The organism is Streptomyces sp. RPA4-2 (assembly GCF_012273515.2).
Classification (GTDB): Bacteria; Actinomycetota; Actinomycetes; order Streptomycetales; family Streptomycetaceae; genus Streptomyces; species Streptomyces kaempferi.
Genome location: NZ_CP050975.2, coordinates 672,457 through 689,504, shown reverse-complemented (window position 1 = coordinate 689,504; position 17,048 = coordinate 672,457). Strand labels below are relative to the sequence as shown.

Annotated in this window: 11 protein-coding genes and 2 pseudogenes; 6 read left to right on the top strand and 7 right to left on the bottom strand. The window is 70.8% G+C overall.

Annotated features, from left to right (window positions below; genetic code table 11):
- Positions 1–3: 3 nt before the first annotated feature.
- Positions 4–546, bottom strand: coding sequence for a DoxX family protein (locus HEP85_RS02690; RefSeq protein ID WP_282189901.1), 543 nt, complete (start codon positions 544–546; stop codon positions 4–6).
- Between the two features lie 476 nt (positions 547–1,022).
- On the opposite strand from HEP85_RS02690, the gene HEP85_RS02685 reads away from it, so the two are divergent.
- Positions 1,023–1,736 carry a family 16 glycosylhydrolase gene (locus HEP85_RS02685; RefSeq protein WP_168525850.1) on the top strand — a complete coding sequence of 238 codons (714 nt, stop codon included), beginning with the start codon at positions 1,023–1,025 and terminating at the stop codon, positions 1,734–1,736.
- A gap of 42 nt (positions 1,737–1,778) precedes the next feature.
- On the opposite strand, the gene HEP85_RS02680 is transcribed toward HEP85_RS02685, so the two are convergent.
- Positions 1,779–3,302, bottom strand: coding sequence for a SpoIIE family protein phosphatase (locus HEP85_RS02680; RefSeq protein WP_168525848.1), 1,524 nt, complete (start codon positions 3,300–3,302; stop codon positions 1,779–1,781).
- A gap of 548 nt (positions 3,303–3,850) precedes the next feature.
- Between HEP85_RS02680 and HEP85_RS02675 the strand changes: the two genes are divergently transcribed.
- On the top strand, positions 3,851–6,313 hold the full coding sequence (locus tag HEP85_RS02675) for a SpoIIE family protein phosphatase (RefSeq protein ID WP_168525846.1): 2,463 nt from the start codon (positions 3,851–3,853) through the stop codon (positions 6,311–6,313).
- A 136-nt stretch (positions 6,314–6,449) separates the two neighbouring features.
- On the opposite strand, the pseudogene HEP85_RS02670 reads toward HEP85_RS02675, so the two are convergent.
- Positions 6,450–7,303, bottom strand: a pseudogene (locus HEP85_RS02670) (LysR family transcriptional regulator).
- A 95-nt stretch (positions 7,304–7,398) separates the two neighbouring features.
- Between HEP85_RS02670 and HEP85_RS02665 the strand changes: the two are divergent.
- The 4 genes from HEP85_RS02665 to HEP85_RS02650 all read left to right on the top strand — a co-directional run bounded on the left by HEP85_RS02665 (position 7,399) and on the right by HEP85_RS02650 (position 12,292).
- Positions 7,399–8,130 (top strand): SDR family oxidoreductase, encoded by a 732-nt coding sequence (locus HEP85_RS02665; protein WP_168525842.1) that lies wholly within the window; start codon positions 7,399–7,401, stop codon positions 8,128–8,130.
- A gap of 384 nt (positions 8,131–8,514) precedes the next feature.
- On the top strand, positions 8,515–9,312 hold the full coding sequence (locus HEP85_RS02660; protein ID WP_168525840.1) for an SAM-dependent methyltransferase: 798 nt from the start codon (positions 8,515–8,517) through the stop codon (positions 9,310–9,312).
- Positions 9,313–9,548: 236 nt separating this feature from the next.
- The gene (locus tag HEP85_RS02655; protein WP_168525838.1) at positions 9,549–11,198 is read left to right on the top strand and encodes a sigma-70 family RNA polymerase sigma factor; all 1,650 of its coding nucleotides are present in this window, start codon (positions 9,549–9,551) and stop codon (positions 11,196–11,198) included.
- A 605-nt stretch (positions 11,199–11,803) separates the two neighbouring features.
- The gene (locus HEP85_RS02650; RefSeq protein ID WP_168525836.1) at positions 11,804–12,292 is read left to right on the top strand and encodes a hypothetical protein; all 489 of its coding nucleotides are present in this window, start codon (positions 11,804–11,806) and stop codon (positions 12,290–12,292) included.
- A gap of 201 nt (positions 12,293–12,493) precedes the next feature.
- Here HEP85_RS02650 and HEP85_RS02645 read toward each other — a convergent pair.
- The 4 genes and pseudogenes from HEP85_RS02645 to HEP85_RS02630 form a co-directional block, all read right to left on the bottom strand.
- Positions 12,494–13,817 (bottom strand): annotated as a pseudogene (locus HEP85_RS02645) (GAF domain-containing SpoIIE family protein phosphatase).
- 114 nt (positions 13,818–13,931) lie between these two features.
- Positions 13,932–14,291: an anti-sigma factor antagonist gene (locus HEP85_RS02640; RefSeq protein ID WP_168525834.1), complete on the bottom strand. Its 360-nt coding sequence runs from the start codon at positions 14,289–14,291 to the stop codon at positions 13,932–13,934.
- A gap of 138 nt (positions 14,292–14,429) precedes the next feature.
- On the bottom strand, positions 14,430–15,809 hold the full coding sequence (locus HEP85_RS02635; RefSeq protein WP_369657558.1) for a hypothetical protein: 1,380 nt from the start codon (positions 15,807–15,809) through the stop codon (positions 14,430–14,432).
- Positions 15,806–17,032: a bifunctional glycosyltransferase family 2/GtrA family protein gene (locus tag HEP85_RS02630; protein WP_168533235.1), complete on the bottom strand. Its 1,227-nt coding sequence runs from the start codon at positions 17,030–17,032 to the stop codon at positions 15,806–15,808. Before HEP85_RS02630 ends, HEP85_RS02635 begins: the two co-directional genes overlap by 4 nt.
- Positions 17,033–17,048: the final 16 nt, after the last annotated feature.

The following is a 17,048-nucleotide window of genomic DNA, read 5'->3' as shown; positions in this document are numbered from 1 at the left end:
CCGCTAGAGCAGCAGCACGACGGCGGCACCGATGCCTCCGAGGAACAGGGCGACGACGGCATCGGGCCAGCCGCCCCGGCCCCAGCGGAACGGGTGGTCCAGAGCCAGCCTTCCCGGACCGGTGGCCGCGACGCCGAGTGCGACGACCGCGATACTCAGGTTGTATTCCAGGCCCCCGTTGGTCACCCACACTCCGTGGGCCGCGGTGACGGTCACCATGGCGTTGATCATCACGCCGATCAGGGCGCCCGCCGCCAGGGGGGTGAACAGTCCCACCGCGAAGCCGAGGCCCCCGAGGAGTTCGGAGACACCGCCGATCACGGCGTAGACCTTTCCCGGCCGGTAGTCCAGCGCGGCGAGCTCCCTAGCGGTGGCGGTCAGACCGTCGCCACCGAAGATTCCGAAGAGTTTCTGGGCGCCGTGTCCCGCCATCAGCAGGCCGAACGTGAGCCTGATGAGCAGCAGACCGCAGTCGCCGGCCGAGACCGCCGTCCGTGCCGGGGCGTCCGCCGGGGGATCGGGAGAAGCGCGTAGTCGCCGGGGGATGGAGTTCACGAGGGCTCTTCTCCGCTCCGCGTTCCCATGCGGGGGCGGCTGACCTTCGAGGAACAGCGGAACTCGTTGTCGGGTCGTCATGACGCCGTGAAAGCGGCGCGCGAGAAAGACCGCGCCACTGCCACGCACATGCCGCGCACAGTCACCACTGTCTGGCGTCCGTCCGGGGCAGGCCGCCGGCTGCATTCGTTGTGCGTTCGTGGCCGTGTCCTTCCATCCTTACTCCGGTCCGCCGCTTCATGTCGGCCGTCCGGCAGGGGAGCCGTGCACCCGATCCCGGACGGTGACGTCCGGTCGCGCAGCGGCACCGTGCGGCGACGCCTCAAGGCCCCGATTTCCCGAGGTCCCGACGTCCCGAGGCCCGAGTCCGCGGAGGCCGAGGGGGCGTCTCACCCGGACGTGTAGTTTGCGCGGCGGTGCGGGGGTGTGCGGGCATGGCGGCGTCGCCCAGCGGAGAGAACCAGAGCATGCACGAACCGGTGTCCGACGAACCGCTCCCCGCCTCCGGAATCCCGCCCGCGACCGATGTGGTCTTCACAGCGGACTTCGCATCCACCCGGCAGTGGGTTGTCGGCCGTTCCTGGGCCTATCCCGACGGCGGTCCGGTCAATCCGGGCGACGACAAGCTCGATCACCTGGTTGAGGACGGTACCTACTGCCGCACCGGCGTCTTCCGGGCCACACGAAGACGGGACGGCAGATGGAACACGGGACTGCTGACGACCGAAGGCAGTGAGGAGGAGTTCGCCGTCCGCGCGGGCGACGTACTGGAAGCGCGCGTGCGGTTGCCCCGCGAGATCGGGGCATGGCCGGCGATCTGGACCTGGCGGGACGGCGGCCAGGAGATCGACGTCTTCGAGTACCACCCCGACAACGCCGATCTGTTGGAGTTCTCCAACCATGTCCGCGGTAGTGGTCACTACTACACGGACGAGTCGGTAAGTCCGGGTGCGTGGGTCGATCTGTGCGTCGAGTTCGGCGTCCGTTCCGTGGTGTGGTGGGTGAACGGCACCCAGGTGTTCGCGGACCGGCGCGGGGTGGGGCGCGCCTGGCATGCCTACCTGATCGTCAACCTCTCGGTGTGCGCCGGGCGTTACCATCCGTCTCCCACCCGTGGGACCAGTGCGATGTCGTACGAGGTGGAGAGCCTGGTGGTGCGACGTGCGGTGCCGACTCACTGAACGGTGACACCCTCGGAACAGCGACTGCGGTGGAGAGGTCGTTCAGGACAGTGGCGTCCGCTCAGAGGCGTGGGCTTGCAGTACCCGGACGATGAGCAGTGCCACGTCGTCGTGGCCGCCCGGATCGCGGAGGGCGTGCAGGAGCACCTCGCAGGTTTCGTCGAGGGAGCGGTGCGGATCGTCCAGGAGGACGAGCAGGCTGTCCATGCACGCGTCGATCGGAAAGCCGCGTTTCTCGACCAGGCCATCGGTGTACAGCACGAGTTGATCGCCACGGCCCAGCGCGAGCACACTGGTGTGGAAGTCGCCGTTGCCCACGCCCAGCGGGGTTCCGGTGGGCAGGTCGAGCAGTTCGTGTTTCCCGTCCATGCGGAGGAGCGCGGGCGGCAGATGGCCGGCCAGCGAGATGAGGCATCGCGCGCTGTGCGGGTCGTAGACGGCGTAGACACATGTGGCGATGATGTCCTGCTCCAGGTCCTCGGTGATGCGGTCGAGGTGCTGGAGGACCTGGGAGGGGTCGAGGTCGAGGCCGGCCAGGGTGCGGGTGGCGGTGCGGAGCTGGCCCATGGTGGCGGCGGCGCTGACGCCGCTGCCCATGACGTCCCCGACGACCAGGGCGGTCTTGTCGCCACCGAGAGCGATGACGTCGAACCAGTCACCACCGATCCCGCTGGCGGCCCTGGCCGGCTGGTACCGGGAGGCGACGGCCAGCCCCGGCCGCTGCGGCGGAGGGTGGGGGAGGAGGCTGCGCTGGAGAGTGAGGACGGTACGTCGTTGTTCTTCGAAGGCGCGGTAACGTTCGGTGACGTCCACGCTGGAGGTCACCACGCCCAGCGCCTTCCCGTTGGGCGCTTCGAGCCGGTGGAACGAGATCGACCAGGCGTGCTCGTTGTCCGGGTCGGCCGGGGTGCGGGCGGAGGTGTACTGGTCCAGGACCGGGGCGCCGGTGGCCAGCACCTCGTGGATGGTCGTTTCGAAGGACTCGTCCAGGAGCGGAAGCACGTCATGCACGTGCCGGCCCAGGTGTTCGGCGACGGGGACGCCGCTCATCCGTTCCTCCGCCGCGTTGACCGACACGTAGCGGAGGTCGGTGTCCAGTACACCGAGCCCGATGGGTGACTGGGAGACCAGTCGCGCGGCCAGTGCCAGTTCGCGTTCGACCTGCCGCAGCGTGGCCTGATCCGCCGCGAGCCCCAGGGCGTAGTGGTCACCCTGCTCGTCCTGGAGCCGCATGTTACGGAACTCCACGCGCCGCGTACTGCCGTCCTTGTGCTTGATGGGGAAGACTCCGGCCCAGCTGCCGCCGCCCTCCATGACCTGCGCGAACAGGCCGAGGACGATGTCCCGGTGCTTCTCGTGGATCAGGAGGCGGCCGGCGAACTCGCCGAGCGCCTCATCGGCGCTGTAGCCGAAGAGATCCTCGCCCTGAGGGCTCCACAGAACGATTTTGCCGTGGTCGTCGAGAAGGATGGCTGCCACGCTCAGCAGGTCGAGGAGGCCGCCGGACGCGGTCGGGGCGACGTCCGCCGTGTCGTAGTCGCGCTCCAACGACTCGGCTGCACCCATCCCCATCCCTCCTCACTGCATGCGGCCACCGGGTGGCTTCAGGACGCCGAGGTACCCCAGGGCTCGGCAGCAGGCGTCATGCTCCTCCTCATCGTCTCCCTCCACGCCGAGTCCCGCAGCTATACCCGCCGCAAACCCGAAACTGGCGTATCGCGTCGGATCCGGTCGGCTACCGCCCAAAATACGCGTGCGCGCGCCGCCGCGGGGCCTGGTCAGGAGGGGCGGCGGGAGCCGGGCGGGCACGCACCGGTCCGCCGTGCGGCACGGCGGACGCGCGGTGATGTGTTCTCCGGGGCCACCCGGAAGGCCCACGAGGACGGCGAAGGTGCCAGGGCCGTTTCGCACACCGGCGACGGCGGAGGGCCGCGGGTGCGGAAGCGCTGGGGCCACCGACCGCAGCCGGGCGGTCACCAGCGAGTGAAGGCCCCGGCGTGCCCGTGGGCCGCCGCGCGGAAGCGCCGACGGGCGGCGATCGCGACATGGCCGCGGTTGTACACCCTGGGCCGCCGACAGATGCTGTAGACATCGCCACGGGTTGGGGTGGTGCCATGAATGTCTGGAATGCGAAGGACAGCGTCTACTTCCGTGGTCCCCTCGACGTCACGCGGGCCGCCACGGCGGTCCTGGATGCCGAGGGCTGGGTCGTGGGATGGAGTCCGGCGGCCGAGGAGATGCTCGGCTACCGGTCGGACGAGATCGTGGGCCACCCCGTGGACGTGCTGTTCGCGGGCGGGCGTTCCTGGCAGCCCGGACTGGCCGAGTGGCGCGACGCCCCCAACGTGCGCAGCAACGCGGTCGACCTCAAACACCGCGACGGCCACATCGTACGGTCGGCGACGATGATGTCCCGCCTGTCCGACGGGAGCGACGGACCTGCCTGGATCGTCGTCGCGGCCGAGCTGGACGAGGTCCACGACTGGGAGGCGGGCCAGGCCATGCTGCGCGGCCTGGCCACCCAGTCACCCATCAGCCTGACCATCTACGACACCGGCCTCCGGCTGACCTGGGCCAACACCGCGTCGGGACGGGAGTTCACCGAACCGGTCGAGAACGTCATCGGGACACTCTCGCAGGACCTGTACCCGGGCGGCGAGGTACTGACCGAAGGGGCACCGTCGACGCTGGAACAGGTCATGCGCAACGTGCTCACCACCGGTGAGCCGGTCGTCGACCTGCGCTATCGCGGGCGGCCGCCGGCCGACCGGGAGCAGGACCACGTCTGGTCCTGCTCCTACTACCGTCTGCAGGACGCCCGTGGGCAGACGCTGGGCGTGTGCGAGGACGCCTTCGACGTGACCGACCGGTACCTCGCCCAGCGGCGGCTGGCACTCCTGGTACGGGCCGGATCCCACATCGGCCGCACTCTCGATGTCGCGCGCACGGTCACGGAGTGCACCGAGGTCACCGTCCCGGACTTCGCCGACGCCGTCGTGGTGGACGTCGTGGAAGGTGTCACGGAAGGGGAGGAACCCGGTCAGGTGTGCCCGGATCCCCTGCTGCGCATGGCCCGCCGTTCGGCCGACGGTGTACCCGAGGGAGACCCCTCGGGTACACCGTCGGCCGAACGGCGGATCGCCTACGCGGCGGATTCGCCCCAGGCGCGCAGCCTGTCCTCGGGCCGGCAGGTCCTGGAGGAGACCGGATCAGGTGAGGCCGGGCCGCTGCCCGACGCCGAACCGTGGGCCCATTCCGTACTCGTCGTACCTCTCCGCGCCCGTGGCACGACGCTGGGGCTCGTCACGTTCCTGCGCGGCAGGACCTCCGCCCGTTTCGACAGCGACGACCTGTCGCTCGCCGAGGAGCTGGCCACCCGCACCGCCGTCTGCATCGACAACGCGCGCCGCTACACCCGGGAGCGCACGGCCGCCCTCGCACTCCAGCGCGACCTGCTGCCCCGGCACATCCCGCCGCAGACGGCCGTCGAAGTGGCCCACCGCTATCTCCCCGCTCACCTGGCCGATGTCGGCGGCGACTGGTTCGACGTCGTACCGCTCTCCGGAGCGCGGGTCGGGCTGGTCGTCGGCGACGTGGTGGGCCACGGTCTGCGCGCCGCCGCCACGATGGGGCGTCTGCGCACCACTGTGCGCGCCCTGGCACGGCTGGACTACACCCCCGACGAACTGCTCACCCGCCTCGACGACCTGGCCGAGCAGACCTCCGAGGAACAGACGGCGGCGCGGCGCGTGAGCGGTCCGGCCACCGATTCCGGGACGTACGACGACCCTGCCCTCGGCGTGACCTGCCTGTACGCCGTGTACGACCCGGTCGCCGGGCGGTGCGCCCTGGCCCGAGCGGGGCACCTGCCGCCGGCGGTCGTCACCCCCGACGGCATGCTCACCTTCCCCGAGCTGCCCTCCGGCCCACCACTTGGTCTGGGCGGTCTGCCGTTCGAGAGCGCGGAACTCGAGCTGCCTCGGGGCAGCCTCGTGGCCCTCTTCACCGACGGTCTGGTCAGGGGCCAGGATCATGACGTCGAGCTCGGACTCGAGCGGCTGGGCCGTGTGCTGTCCGAACACGAGAAGCCTCTCGAGGAGTTGTGCGACCAGATCATCGCCGAACTCCTCCCCGAGGGGCCGGCCGCCGACGACGCGGCCCTGCTGCTCGTACGCACCCGGGTGCTGGACTCGCACGAGGTGGCCGTGTGGGAGCTGTCCCTGGACCCCGAGGCGGTCGGACGCGCCCGCAACCTCGCCAGTCGGCAGCTGAGGAGTTGGGGGCTGGGGGAACTGTCCTTCACCACCGAGCTGGTCGTCAGCGAGCTGGTCACCAACGCGATCCACTACGCCTCCGGACCGATCCAGCTCAGGCTGATCCGCGACCGCAGCCTGCTGTGCGAGGTCTCGGACACCGGGCACACCACGCCCCACCTCCGGCGCGCCGCCAGTGACGACGAAGGCGGGCGCGGCCTGTTCATCGTCGCGCACATGGTCCAGCGGTGGGGCACGCGCTATTCGGCGGCCGGCAAGACCATCTGGACCGAACAGCCCCTCCCGCCCACGGACGCGCTCTAGATGAATGATGCGAAGGTGTGAGTGGTCGAGATAGATGTCACCTGGTCGCGCGGACTGACACCAGCCGCGTGCACCCACCGCGATCTGCCGCCTGAGCCCGGCCGCGATGGGTGGATCCTGGCGGGGCGTGTGGGAGCTACTGGAGACGTGTCGCAGTCCGGATGAGGTCGGCGACGGCTCTGGACCGGCTGTGCGGTGGCCAGGCGATCACGGTGGTGACCGTCGGCGCGTCCAGCACGGGTACGGCGGCGAGGTCACTGTGCAGTTGGGCTCGGCACGACTCCGGTGAGACCGCACAGGCACGGCCGAGCGCGACGAGCTGCAACAACTGCGCATGGTCGCGGACCTGTGGGCCGGGGCCGGGCGGGTAGCTGCCGTCGGGGTCGGGCCAGCGTGGGAGGGGCAGGCCCGGCAGCCCGGTGATGTCGGCCATGTGCACATGGGCCCGGGCGGTGAGCGGATGCCCGGCTTAAGCAGGACCGCAACCTGCCTCTCCGTGCTGAGCTCTTCGGTGTGGAATCCGGCCGTCGAGTCGAACGGCCGGTGCAGCAGCGCCACGTCGGCCCGGCCCTCGCGCAGGAGTCGTTCCTGCTCGGCCGGACCGCACAGGATGACGTCGACGGGGACCGCGCCGGGTTCGGCGGCGTACGCGTCGAGCAGTCTCGCCAGCAGTTCCCTGGACGCGCTGGCCTTCGTGACCAGGACCAGGCCGGGGCGGCCGGTCACGGAAGGGGCGGCGCGGCGGGTCCGACGCTCGGCGGCCTCGACCGCGTCGAGAGCCGCCCGGCCCTCGACCAACAGCACCGAGCCGGCCTCGGTCAGCGTGACAGTGCGACTGGTTCTGTCCAACAGCGCTGCCCCGAGCCGGCGTTCGAGCCGCTGGATCGCCCGTGACAACGGTGGCTGCGCGATCCCGAGCCGCTGCGCGGCACGCCCGAAGTGCAGTTCTTCAGCGACAGCGACGAAATACCGCAGTTCCCGGGTCTCCATCCGGCCACGCTATCCCGGATCAATACCCTGACGGTATCGTTGTGCATCCGATCGGTCTTGGACCCCGGCCGAGGCCCGAAGGCAGCATCGTCCCTATGACTGAACGGACGATCGCGCTGGTCACCGGCGCGAACAAGGGAATCGGCTACCAGATCGCCGCGGGCCTGGGCACCCTCGGCTGGAGTGTCGGCGTCGGCGCCCGCGACGACCAGCGCCGAAGCGCCGCGGTGGAGAAACTGCGCGCCGCCGGCATCGACGCGTTCGCCGTACCGCTGGACGTGACCGACGACGCGAGCGCGACCGCCGCTGCACGGCTGATCGACGAACGGGCCGGACGCCTCGACGTGCTCGTCAACAATGCCGCCATCACAGGCGACATGCCACAGGAGCCCACCCGGATCGACCCCGCCACCATCCACACGGTCGTGGACACCAACGTGATCGGCGTCATCCGCGTCACCAACGCGATGCTGCCGCTGCTGCACCGTTCCGCCGCACCACGGATCGTGAACATGTCCAGCAGCGTCGGTTCCCTCACCCTGCAGTCAGGACCCGCCGCCGAGCAGACGGCAGGTCCGGTGTCCGCGGCGTACGCGCCGTCGAAGACGTTCCTGAACTCCGTCACCCTCCAATACGCCCGGGAGCTGAGCGGCACGAACATCCTGATCAACACCGGCTGCCCCGGCTACGTCGCCACCGACCTCAACGGCTTCCGCGGCGTGCGCACCCCCGAACAGGGCGCGGCGATCGCCATCAGACTCGCGACCCTGCCCGACGACGGCCCCACCGGACAGTTCTTCGACGACGCCGGCGTAGTTCCCTGGTGATGTGCACGGCGGCCGTCACCCGCCAGGCTGATGCCGCTGCGCCCACGCATCTCGAACAGATCCGTGGTGGTCGTCCCTGCCGACGCTCCGGTGCCGGGGCAACGCCCCGCACCGCTACCGGCTCCAACAATCGTGACCCGGGGATCCGAATCGTTGTCGGGATCCCGCCCCGGCCCACGGATGCCGAGCCGGTCACCCTCGCGGTGATGCGGGCCACCGGTGGCGTCCGGCCACTTCATCGGTACGACGGTCAGTGGCCCGCCGCCGTTTCCCACAGGCCCACCTGGGGGCGAACTGCGCTCATGTGCAGGCAAGTTGATGTGACAGGCTGTCCTGAGCCGTTCGCGCGCGGGGAGCCGGGACGGTCGTCGAGAGGAGCGCAGCGTGACGCAGTACGGGTTCCGTACCGAGGAGATCGACACCAGCAGGCCGCACCCGGCCCGGATCTACGACTACCTGCTGGGCGGCAAGGACAACTACGAGGTGGACCAGCGGGCCGGCGACGAACTCGCCGCCGCGGCCCCCGAGGCGCGGATCGGCCTGCGGGCCAACCGCGCCTTCCTGCAGCGCGCTGTCCGGTACGTGGTGGGCAGCGGCGTCCGCCAGATCCTCGACGTCGGCACCGGACTGCCCACTTCGCCGAACGTGCACGAGACGGCCGAGGCGGTGGCGTCCGACGTGCGCATCGCGTACGTCGACAACGACCCGATCGTGAACGCCCACGCCAACGCGCTGATCAGCCGTTCCGGTCCGACCAGTGTCGTACTCGCCGACCTGCGCGATCCGCTCGCCATCGTGAACCACCCCGACGTGCGCCGCGTCATCGACTTCGACGAACCCGTCGCCCTTCTCCTGGTCGCCGTCGTCCACTTCCTCACCAATGCGGACAATCCCAGGCAAGTGGTCGCCACGCTGCGCGACGCGCTGCCCGTGGGCAGCTTCCTGGTGCTCTCCCACGCCACGGGCGACTTCGCCGACCGTCGTGACGCGCAGGCCGTCTACAACAAGGCCAGCGCCACCCTGAACCTGCGCGCTCGCGCGGAGGTCGAGCGATTCTTCGACGGCTTCGAACTGGTCGAACCGGGCCTGGCCCAGGTTCCGTTCTGGCGCCCGGACGGCCCGCCGCCGGCGAGGTCCGGCGAGATCGGTTTCTATGGCGGCGTGGGGCGCAGGAACGGCTGAGCCGCGCTCCCGGCCGCCCCTTCCACCGGTTTCCCGAGGTGCCGTGCCCGACCCGGTCGGGCACGGCACTCATGCGTACTGCCCTTCCCCGATGTGACGTCCTCCATTGCGTTTCCCTGGCGCAGCGGTGAGTCTCTCCCGGAACGATTCTCCGAAGAACTGTTATCCGAGGCTCACCGAGCGGTCTCCCAGGTATCGGACAGCATCGTTCGGCGTCGAGGACAGGGAAGCGTTTGATGAGCACACGGAACACGGCGGACGAGGCGGCACTGGTGACCGCTGCCCGAGGCGGCGACCCGCAGGCTCAGGACGCCCTGGTCAGTGCGTACCTCCCGCTCGTCTACAACATCGTGGGCCGGGCTCTGAACGGCTCCGTCGACGTGGACGACGTGGTGCAGGAGACCATGCTCCGTGCCCTGGACGCGCTGGGAAGTCTGCGGAGCCCCGAAAGCTTCCGCTCCTGGCTCGTGGCGATCGCGATGAACCAGGTCCGGACCCACTGGCAGGACCGGCAGTTCACCCCGGGAGCCGTGGAGGACACGAAGGACTTCGCCGATCCGGGCGCCGACTTCGTGGACCTGACGATGGTGCGGCTGCAGTTGTCCGGCCAGCGTCAGGAGACCGCGCGCGCCACCCGCTGGCTGGAGCCGGACGACCGGGCGCTGCTGTCGCTGTGGTGGCTGGAGTGCGCCGGCGAACTCACCCGGACCGAGGTCGCCGCTGCCCTGGAGGTGTCACCTCAGCAGACGGCGGTCCGGGTGCAGCGGATGAAGGCACAACTGGAGGCGGCGCGTGTGGTCGTGCGGGCACTCGACGCGCGGCCGCCGTGTGAGGAACTGCGTGGGGTACTGGCCTCCTGGGACGCTCGGCCCTCGGCGCTGTGGCGCAAGCGAATAGCACGGCACGCCCGCGGGTGCGCACGCTGCTCAGGCCTGTGGAGCGGGCTGATGCCCGCGGAGGGGCTGCTGGCCGGGCTGGCACTCGTGTCGGCGTCGCCCGCGCTGCTGGACAGGGTGCGCTCCGCCCACGGCGGCATGGCTCCGGCCGGTTCGGCGTCGGCGCTCGACGCTTCCGGTGTCACCGCCGGACCGGGTGCGAGGGCCCGCCACCGTGCCGCCGGCCGCGCGGGAACCTCCCGTGGCGAGGCCCGTCGCCGTCGGCGCGTCCGGCGCCGCGCGGTCGGCGGTGCCGTCGTGGCGGCCTGTGTGGCCGGCGGCGGTCTCTGGTACTTCGGTGCGGATCCCGGGAACGGGGGTGGGGGAGGGAACGCCGCGCAGACCACCGACGACCACGTCGTGGGCCTCTCGGCGTCCAGCGCCTCCGAGGCCACGCCGTCGGTCTCCCCGCCCGCCTCGGCGTCCGTGTCACCGTCCGCGTCGGCAAAGAAGAAGGCGAGCCCGTCCAGGACGCCGTCCGCCACGAAGAAGAGTGTGCCGACGCCCCCGAGATCCGCGCCGCCCGCCAAGGCTTCGGCCAGTGCGTCGAAGGTGGCGGCGGCTCCGGCGACCACCGTCGCGCAGGTGGTCGCGCTGGTGAACAAGGAGCGTGCGACGGCCGGCTGCGGCCCGCTCACCGAGGACGCGCAGCTGGAGAAGGCCGCGCAGGCACACTCCGACGACATGGCCGCCCGTAACTTCTTCGAACACACCAACCCGGACGGTGCCGACCCCGGGCAGCGCATCACCGCCGCGGGCTACCGCTGGTCCACGTACGGCGAGAACATCGCCCAGGGTCAGCAGACACCGGAGGCGGTGATGGAGTCGTGGATGAACAGCCCCGGCCACCGCGCCAACATCCTCAACTGCGCGTTCAAGAACATCGGTGTGGGTGTCCACAAGGGGTCGGGCGGCCCGTGGTGGACACAGGACTTCGGCGCCAAGCAGTGAGGGAACCCGCATCCGTGCGGGGAGGAGTCCGGCACACGCGCTCCGCCGTCCCGCGCCTGTCATTGGCGGTGCCGGAGATCCGGTAGGTACCGGGCCGGGTCTCGGAGATCCGGCCCATGTAGGCGGAATCCTTTAGCGGTTGGAGGCATCGAAGGCACCGCTGTGCGGGCGCGCTCGACCTCCCGGTAGTCAACTTCCCCGCCGCAGAGACGAGTTCGGCATCAGACGTCCGAGGTGCCACCGACCTCGACGAGGTCCTGGAGATGCTTCGCGCGCGGGAGGCGGCCGGCCGGGCTTCCTGTCGGCCCCTGTCCTCAACTCCGCCCGGGTCGGTCTCACCGGCGCGTCGGCGACGGCGCGGCTTCCCGCGCGGCAGGTGTCACCGGCTCCGTCGGCCGGCCACCACGAAGCGTCAGATTCCCACGTCAGAGGCCCCTCTGGGGGTGCGTCAGGTGGGGTCCGAGCGTGCGACGGCCGAGTACCTGCGTCCATTCGGGTGTTGCTGTGAAAGTCCCGCGTGTCCGATATGGCAGATAAAGGGATTATCTGTAAGTTCTCTCATAGATCGGCTGCTTGGCCGACGTCTCAGAGATTGGGAAAGTGACATGACCACGCGCAACATTGCCGTGACGGCCGCCGCTGCGGCTGCTACGGCCCTCGTCGCCACGGGCGTCACCTACGCCTCGGCCGCCGCGGCTCCTGAGGCCGCCCCCGTCGTCAAGCAGGTTGCTCCCATGGGTGGCGACAGCGGGCAGTCGAAGGGCAACGAAGGAGGAGGAGGCGGCGACCGCGGTGGCCGGGGCCACTACGAGGGCCACATCGACTTCAACGAGCGCACCTACTCCGCCCAGAGCTGGGGCTGCATCACCGTGGTGAGCGGTCTCGGTTCGCGTAGCTTCAACGTCCGCAACGACAGCCACCGGACCGTCGAGGTCTTCCGTGGCGCCACCTGTGACAACGGTTCGCCCGTCGCCACGGTCGGCCCGTGGAGCACCAGCAACGGTGTCATGCCCTTCCGCGTCCACGGTGGCGTGAAGGTCAAGAACGGCGTCGTGGGCAGCTTCCGCGTCGTCGAGGACCACCACCGCTGGTAGTCACGGCGTCACCGCACCATCCGCACCGCATGGAGAACCCGGCCCGCTGCAATCGGGCCGGGTTCTCCGGCATGTGGTGTCGCTGCCCCACCCATGCCCACCACGCGGAGACTTGAACATTCCGGGCACAGGCCGGTTCCGCCGCGCTCGCCGGGCTCGGCCGGACCTCGGGCCGGACCGGGTGCCGCGGGTGGCTGGAGTTCAGCCGGTGGGCGGGACGCGAAGGGCGAGCAGAGCGGTGTCGTCGCTGGCCCAGCCGCCGGTGTGGTCGGCGAGGACCTGGCCGAGATGGCGGACGGTCTCGGTGGCGTCGGCACCGTGGGTGGCGGCCAGGGCGGTGGCCAGGTCGGCCTCGTCGAAGAGGGGGCGCTTCCCGCCGGGGGTGGCGGCGCGTGGACGGGCCTCGGTGGCGCCGTCGGTGTAGAGCAGCAGAGTGTCTCCCGCTGCGAGGCGGAAACGGACGTCGGTGAGACGGACCTCGGGCAGGATGCCCAGGAGTGTTCCCGGCCGGCCGACCGACTGGATGCGTCCGTCGTCGCGGCGGATGAGAGCGGGCGGATGCCCGGCCGTGCACAGGCGTCCGGCGAGGCCGCCGGCGGTGAGGCGGAAGGTGGCGTACACGGCGGTGAGGAATCGGCCGCCGCCGACCCGCTGGTCGAGCAGCGCGGAGTTCAGGTGCGTGAGCACGGTGGCCGGGGAGAGCTGCTGGGTGGCCTCCGCGCGCAGGGTGTAGCGGGCCAGGGCGGTGACCTTGGCCGCCTCGGTGCCCTTCCCGCAGACGTCTCCCATGACGGTGGACCACCAGGAACCCTTGGCGCGGAAGAGGTCGTAGAAGTCGCCGACGACCTCCGTGCCGCCGGCGGCGGGGAGGTACGACGCGGCGGTGTCCAGGCCGGGAACGGGCCGGAGCACGGGCGGCAGCAGACTGTCCTGCAGGCTGCGGGCCAGTTCGCTGGAAGCGGCCAACGCCTGCTGGGCGGTGGCCAGGGACAGACGCAGGTTCATCTCGTTGCTGACCGAACGGGCCATCGTCTCGAGCACGGCGAGTTCCTGCGGCTGCCAGACGCGCGGGTTCTCGTCCATCACGCACATGCTTCCCAGAACCTCCCCGCCAGGTCCCAGAATCGGATGGCCGGCCCAGGCGCCGATCTTCATCGGCGCCACCGAGGGATGGTCGCGGGTGCGCGGGTCCAGGGCCGGCGTCCTCCACCGCGAACGAGTCACCCTCCAGGCCGACCAGGAAGTAGCAGAAGCTCTCCCTCACGCGGTTCTGCCGCTCGTCGGTCCGCGTGGCGTCGACGCCGACGCACGACTTCCAGAACGAGCGCCGGTCGTCGACCAGGGTGATGAAAGCGCGGCCGCAGCCGGTCACGCTCGCCGCCAGCCGCGCCAGGCTCTCGAACTCCGGCTCCGGGCCGGTATCCAGCAAACCCGTCGCGGCCACCGCCGCCAGCCGAGCCGGATCCGACAACGCCGTCGGCAGCCCGTCGGCGCGCACTCCGCCCGGGAACGTCACACCCGGCATCCCCGCACGCCTCCAGATTTTCCGTGGTCCTGCGGCAAACATAGCGGGCATCGTCGGTGCGGTGGTTGCGGTGCAGGTCGTCCCGGTGGGCAGAGCCCGCCGCGGGCCGTGAGGTCAGCCCGGCAGATGCGCCAGGGCGGTGGTCAGGTCGGGCTGGACATCGAAGCATTCGACCGTACCCGTGACGTCCATACGCTGGTGGAACTGCCTGCTCAGGGGGCCGACAAGCGTCAGGTCGCCCTTCTCACGGGCAGCGAGCAGGTGCCCCAGCAGATGTTCGTCGCCGAAGGCGAGACCGGCCAGATCCACGATCACCGGGCAGCCGGACCCGGCGGCCTCACCGAAGATCTCCTCCAGCTTTCCGGAGCTCGTCAGGTCGGCACATCCCCGCAGGAGCATCACGAACGCCCTGGGCATCTCGTACCGGGTGGTGATCGCCACCAGTTCATCCGAGGCCGCGGGGGAGGTGTCCATCCGTCCAGCATCTCACCCCCGGCTCCCGACCGGTCGTACGGGACTTGCCGGCACACCCCGCGGTCCTCGCTCCCGCACCGGCGTCCGGTCCGGCGTCGGCCGGACCGGGCCGGGGAGGCGGCACCTCCGCAACGCCGCCTACGGAACGCCGAGTTCGAAGAGGACGTACCCCGCGTACGAGCCGGAGGCGAACGCGGCGATGCCGAGGACGGCGCACAGCGCCGGCGTACTGAGCCGGCGCATGCCGACGGCGCACGGGATGAACAGGGGGAAGGCAGGGAGCAGGTAGCGCGAGACGTTGCCGAAGATCTGTTGGCTTCCCAGGACGAGCGCGATCGTCAGGAGGGTGTGGACGACGAGGACCGGTGGCGGGCGGAGCCGTAGCAGCAGCGGGAGGACGATCAGGGCCAGCAGGACCGTGCCGACGCCGACGAGGTCTTCGAAGGGAGAGGCGAAGAGGTAGTCGAAGTGGCCCACCGGCAGGGAGGTGAACACGTCGAGGGTCTGCCTGCCGTAGTCGAACGTGTGGGCCCAGGCGCCCTCCTGGAGCTTGAAGTACCCGTCGTAGTCGCCCATCCGGTACCCCACCCAGCCGAGGTACCCGACCAGCCCGAGGGGGGCGATCGCCACGGCTGCCAGGGGGCGCGGGGCGATGCGTCGGCGTCTCTTCCCGTCCGGACCGGGGGCGTCGCCCCAGCGGCGGACCTCCCGCCACCGCCGGTGCACGGCCAGCAGGGCGGCGACGGCGAGCGCCGCGATCAGCGCGGTGGCCGTCGGGCGGGTGAGACCCGCGGCGCAGGTCAGAAGGCCGGCGGTGAGCCAGTGGTGGCGCATGACGGCGTAGCAGGCCCAGGCCGCGAGGGCCACATAGAGCGACTCCGAATAGGCCGACCACTCCATGCCGGAACCGGGCCACACGGCCCAGAGCCCGGCGGCGGCGAGCCCGGCCCGGCGACCGCCGATCCGCGCGGTGACGGCGTGGATCGCCAGGGCGGCGGCGAACGAGGCGACGACCGAGACCAGCAGGCCGGCACCGAACAGGCCCAGGCCGGTGCACGAGGAGAACAGTCGCATGAGAGCCGGGTACAGCGGGAAGAACGCCGCCGAATTGCCCTCGACGGTGATCAGACCGGTGGCACCGGGCACCGGGACGAGCGCCGGGTGGTACCCGTGTGCGGCGATCTGCTGGTACCACCAGCCGTCCCAGGTGCCCAGGACGTCCCAGACGTGGGCGCCGCCGCCGAAGCGGGGGTGTTTCCGGCGGAAATCCCCGGCGGAGTCGAGCAGGTACATGAAGACGCAGAAGCCGACGAGCTTCAGCGCACCGTACAGCGCGAGCACCGGACCGTGCCGCTCCGCCACCCGGCGCAGCCGCGGCCACCGGTGCGGAACGACAGCGGGGGAGGGGACGAAGGCCGGTGCGGTGCCGTGCGACGGTGGTGTGGCGGTCGAACGGCCCTCGGTGTGAGGCCTGTTGTCCTCGTACGGCGGAGAGTCCGCGAGGCGCGGGTCGTTCATCGGACCTCGGCTCCCTTCTCGCCGTTGCCGGGGACGGCGGCGAACACCCAGGCCCGCAGGAGCAGGAAACGCAGGAGCGTCGCGACCAGATTGGCGACGACGAGCACCACGGCCTCCGTGGGCCGCCCGGGACCCGGGGCCCAGCGGTGCAGCGCGGCGAGCGACCCGCTGGTGAGCGCCAGGCCGAGGCCGAACACCACGAGCCCCTTGGCCTGTTGGCGCAGCGCGCCGCCGCGCCCGCGCGGCCCGAAGGTGAGCCGCCGGTTCGCGGTCGTGTTCGCGACGGCGCAGAGCAGGAGCGCCCACGCGTTGGCTCCCTGCGGACCCGTGACCGGACGCAGGGCCACATAGAGCAGGACGTACCCGATCGTGCTTGCCACGCCCACGGCACCGAACCGCAGCGACTGGGCGACCAGTGAGGTCGGAGGATCACCTCCGGCGGCGCGCCGCAGCCCAGCGGTCGGAAGCGTGCCACGGGCCAGCGCGCCGCCGATCCTGGCGATACCGCGCAGGTCCGCCACGGCCGTGGGGATCAGATCGACCCGGCTGTCGGGGTCGTCCACCCAGTCGACGGGTACCTCGTGGATGCGCAGCCCGGCCCGCTCGGCGATCACCAGCAGTTCCGTGTCGAAGAACCATTCCGAGTCCTCCACCAGGGGAAGCAGCCGTTCGGCGACATCGCGCCTGACCGCTTTGAAACCGCACTGCGCGTCGGAGAAGCCGACCGCGAGGGTGGACCTCAACAGGGCGTTGTAGCAACGGGAGATGATCTCCCGCTTGGGGCCGCGCACCACCCGGGAGCCGCGGGCCAGCCGGGTGCCGATGGCCATGTCGGAGTGGCCGGAGATCAGCGGCGCGACCAGCGGGAGCAGCGCCGTCAGTTCGGTGGACAGGTCCACGTCCAGGTAGGCCAGGACCGGCGCCCGTGACCGCGACCAGGCGACGCGCAGAGCCCGTCCGCGACCCTTCTCGGCCAGCCGTATCCACTCGGCCTCCGGGAGCTCGGCGGCCAGCCGGGCCGCGATCCGCGGCGTGGCGTCGGTACTGGCGTTGTCGGCGACGGTGATGCGGAAGGGGTACGGGAACGTCTCGCGCAGGTGCGTGTGCAGCCGCCGCACGCTCGGCTCCAGGTCCCTCTCCTCGTTGAACACGGGGACGACCACGTCGAGGACGGGTTCCGGGTGGTCCGCGGGCAGCGGCAGACGGAGCGGCAGTCTGTCCATGGCCAGTCCTGTCGAG